The organism is Streptomyces sp. NPDC058964 (assembly GCF_042741275.1).
In the GTDB taxonomy this organism is placed as follows: Bacteria; Actinomycetota; Actinomycetes; order Streptomycetales; family Streptomycetaceae; genus Streptomyces.
Genome location: NZ_JBHYKH010000810.1, coordinates 1 through 2,564 on the forward strand (window position 1 = coordinate 1; position 2,564 = coordinate 2,564).

A 2,564-nucleotide genomic window follows, 5' to 3' on the forward strand; every position below is an offset into this window, starting at 1 on the left:
GCGGGGGTCGCCCTGGACCTGTTCCCGCACCTCGACGGCATGTTGGCGCGCCGCTGCGCTGTCGCCGCCGTTTACGACGACTTCGCTCACGCCGTGCCGGGTGTCATCCCGCAGCGCGTGCGGACCGGCGACCGGCACAGCCGGGTGCACTGGGTGATGCGCTGCCAGCCCCCCTATGCACGAGACGAGATCGCCGGGCGTATGCACCGGCTGGGCATCGAGACGAAGCCCTACTATGCGCCACCGCTGCACCGGCTGCTCGGCAAGACCACCCCGGCGACACCGCTGCCGGTCACCGAGAAGCTGGCGCGCGAGGTGCTGGCACTGCCCATGTCGTCGGAGATGAGCGTGGGCGACGCCGAACGCGTGGTGGCCGCGCTGCGCGGCGTGCTGGCCGAGCTGAGAGGAGAGTGAATCTGCCATGGGTGTGTCCGAGGAATCCAAGGGGAAGATGAAGCAGGTGCTCAGCGACATCCGGCTGGCGAGCAGACCTGCCGTCGGCCCGGACCCCGTCAAGATCTTCGTGTCGTATTCACATGCGGATCTCGACCTGGTGACCGTCCTCGACCGCCACCTGACCGCGCTGCGGCGGGAAGGTCTCATCTCGCTCTGGATCGACCGTGAGATTGGTCCGGGAGAGGAGTGGCGCGAGGCCATCGACCGGAACATCAGCGATGCCGCGATCATCCTGCTCGTGATCAGTTCCAGTTTCATAGCATCCGAGTACTGCTGGGACGTCGAACTGCAACAGGCCCTGGAACGGCACGCCGCAGGCAGCGCCCGCGTCATCCCCGTCATCCTGCGGGACTGCGACTGGCAGCACCTGCCCTTCAGTAAGCTCCAGGCGCTTCCAGCAGCGGGGCGCCCCATCGTGGAATGGCCCGATCCCGACTCCGGGTTCGCCGATGTGAGCCGGGGTATCCGCAGAGCCGTCCTGGCGCTGCACAGCTGAATTTCGGTGGAGACAGCGCGGGAGCCCCATCCGGGTGGATACCGGTACGGCACGGACAAGACCAGTACCAACACCCTGACCCGCTCCGGGATCGCCAGTACCAACACCCTGACGGCTCCGGCTGCTCACCGGAACGTGGACGGAGGGACAACGGGCACCTCGACAACTGCATTGGTCATCGGAACTACCCGGGCGTGCCCGTTGACCATGCTGCCGCACCGCGAAACTCCAAGATCCCCGGCAGAGCCAAGTTAGCGTGTTTCGTTGAGATCATCGGATCGTTGGTCCGGCGTGTCGTCGGCTGATGCGCAGTGGGCGCGGATCGAGCCGTTGCTCCCGTACCGGACGCCGGTGCGGGGTGGCCGTCGGAGGGGTCACCGGGAGGTGATCGACGCGATCGCTTTCAAGTTCCAGACCGGAACGCAGTGGGTGCACCTGCCGGAGGAGAACGGAAACTGGGGGGCGTCTGCAACCGGCTGCAGATGTGGGCCGTCGACGGCACCTGGGAGCGGGTGTTCACCGCGCTGAGGGCCCAGGCCGACGCCGGCGGGGACCCGGCTTGGGCGGTGTCGGGGGACTCCACGATCGTGCGGGCCAAAGAGGCGACGACGAGTTTGACGCCGTCTCCGCCGCCCGGCTGCTCTTCCGTTTGTGGAGCACGGTCGGCGACTTCTCGGCCATGCACCTTGTTCGCCTCGTCGATGTGGGTGGTGCCCATCGCGGCCACGCCGACACCGATGGCCGCGGCGCCACAGTCATCGCCAGGCCGCCATCGACACACCTCCGTCGCTCTTCTCCAGTACCGTGCTGCGACCGTCGTCGGGATCGCGTAGCGGAGCCCCGGCCTGACTAGCCCATAACAAGAGAATCACATCGCTTCGTCCCTTCTGCTGGTTTCGGCGGACGGCCTCTAAGGTCACGCCAGCCGCTGCGCCGGAAGACCCCGGCAATGCGGCATGCGCCTCGAAGGGAAAGGACCGATCGTGCGCAAGCGTTCTCTCATAGCTGTCACCGCCGCGTTCGCCGCTGGAGCACTCTCGCTCACGGCGTGTGGTTCCCGTGACGCAGGATCAGCCGACGACACCTCCGGCGGTTCCACGGTCGTCACCATCGGCTTCGATGCTCCCCTGACCGGGGATCTGTCGGCTCTCGGCCTTGGTATGAAGAACTCGGTGGACCTCGCAGTCAACCAAGCCAACAAGAACAAGGAGGTGCCGGGCGTCGCCTTCAGGGTCGTGGCACTCGACGACCAGGCCCAGCCGTCCTCCGGCCAGCAGAACGCCACCAAGCTCGTCGCCGACAAGAGCGTGCTCGGCGTCGTCGGCCCACTGAACTCCTCCGTGGCCCAGTCCATGCAGAAGGTCTTCGACACCGCCCAGGTGTGCGAGGTCTCGGTGAACACCAACCCCGCCCTCACCCAGGGTGACAAGTGGGACACGGGTGAGAAGGTCCGGCCGTTCAAGACGTACTTCCGCACCGCGACCACGGACGCCATCCAGGGCCCGTACGCCGCCGAGTACCTGTACAACACCGCCAAGAAGAAGAAGGTCTTCGTCGTCGACGACAAGAAGACCTACGGCGCCGGCCTGGCCGCTACCTTCACCGACGAGTT

General features: G+C 66.5%; 4 protein-coding genes. All 4 read left to right on the top strand.

The window, feature by feature from the left end; genetic code table 11:
* Positions 1-414, top strand: a 414-nt coding sequence (locus tag ACFW2E_RS45035) for a DegT/DnrJ/EryC1/StrS family aminotransferase (protein ID WP_384477463.1), incomplete at its 5' end; no start/stop codon positions are given.
* 7 nt (positions 415-421) lie between these two features.
* Positions 422-952 (top strand): toll/interleukin-1 receptor domain-containing protein, encoded by a 531-nt coding sequence (locus ACFW2E_RS45040; protein ID WP_384477466.1) that lies wholly within the window; start codon positions 422-424, stop codon positions 950-952.
* Between the two features lie 291 nt (positions 953-1,243).
* Complete coding sequence (locus ACFW2E_RS45045; RefSeq protein WP_384477472.1) at positions 1,244-1,480, top strand: transposase; 237 nt, start codon at positions 1,244-1,246, stop codon at positions 1,478-1,480.
* A gap of 455 nt (positions 1,481-1,935) precedes the next feature.
* On the top strand, positions 1,936-2,564 hold a 629-nt coding region (locus ACFW2E_RS45050), incomplete at its 3' end, for a branched-chain amino acid ABC transporter substrate-binding protein (RefSeq protein WP_384477469.1).

Coding starts and splice junctions, on each gene's coding strand:
- ACFW2E_RS45040 (WP_384477466.1), top strand. CDS start 422: ATGGGTGTGTCCGAGGAATCCAAGGGGAAGATGAAGCAGGTGCTCAGC.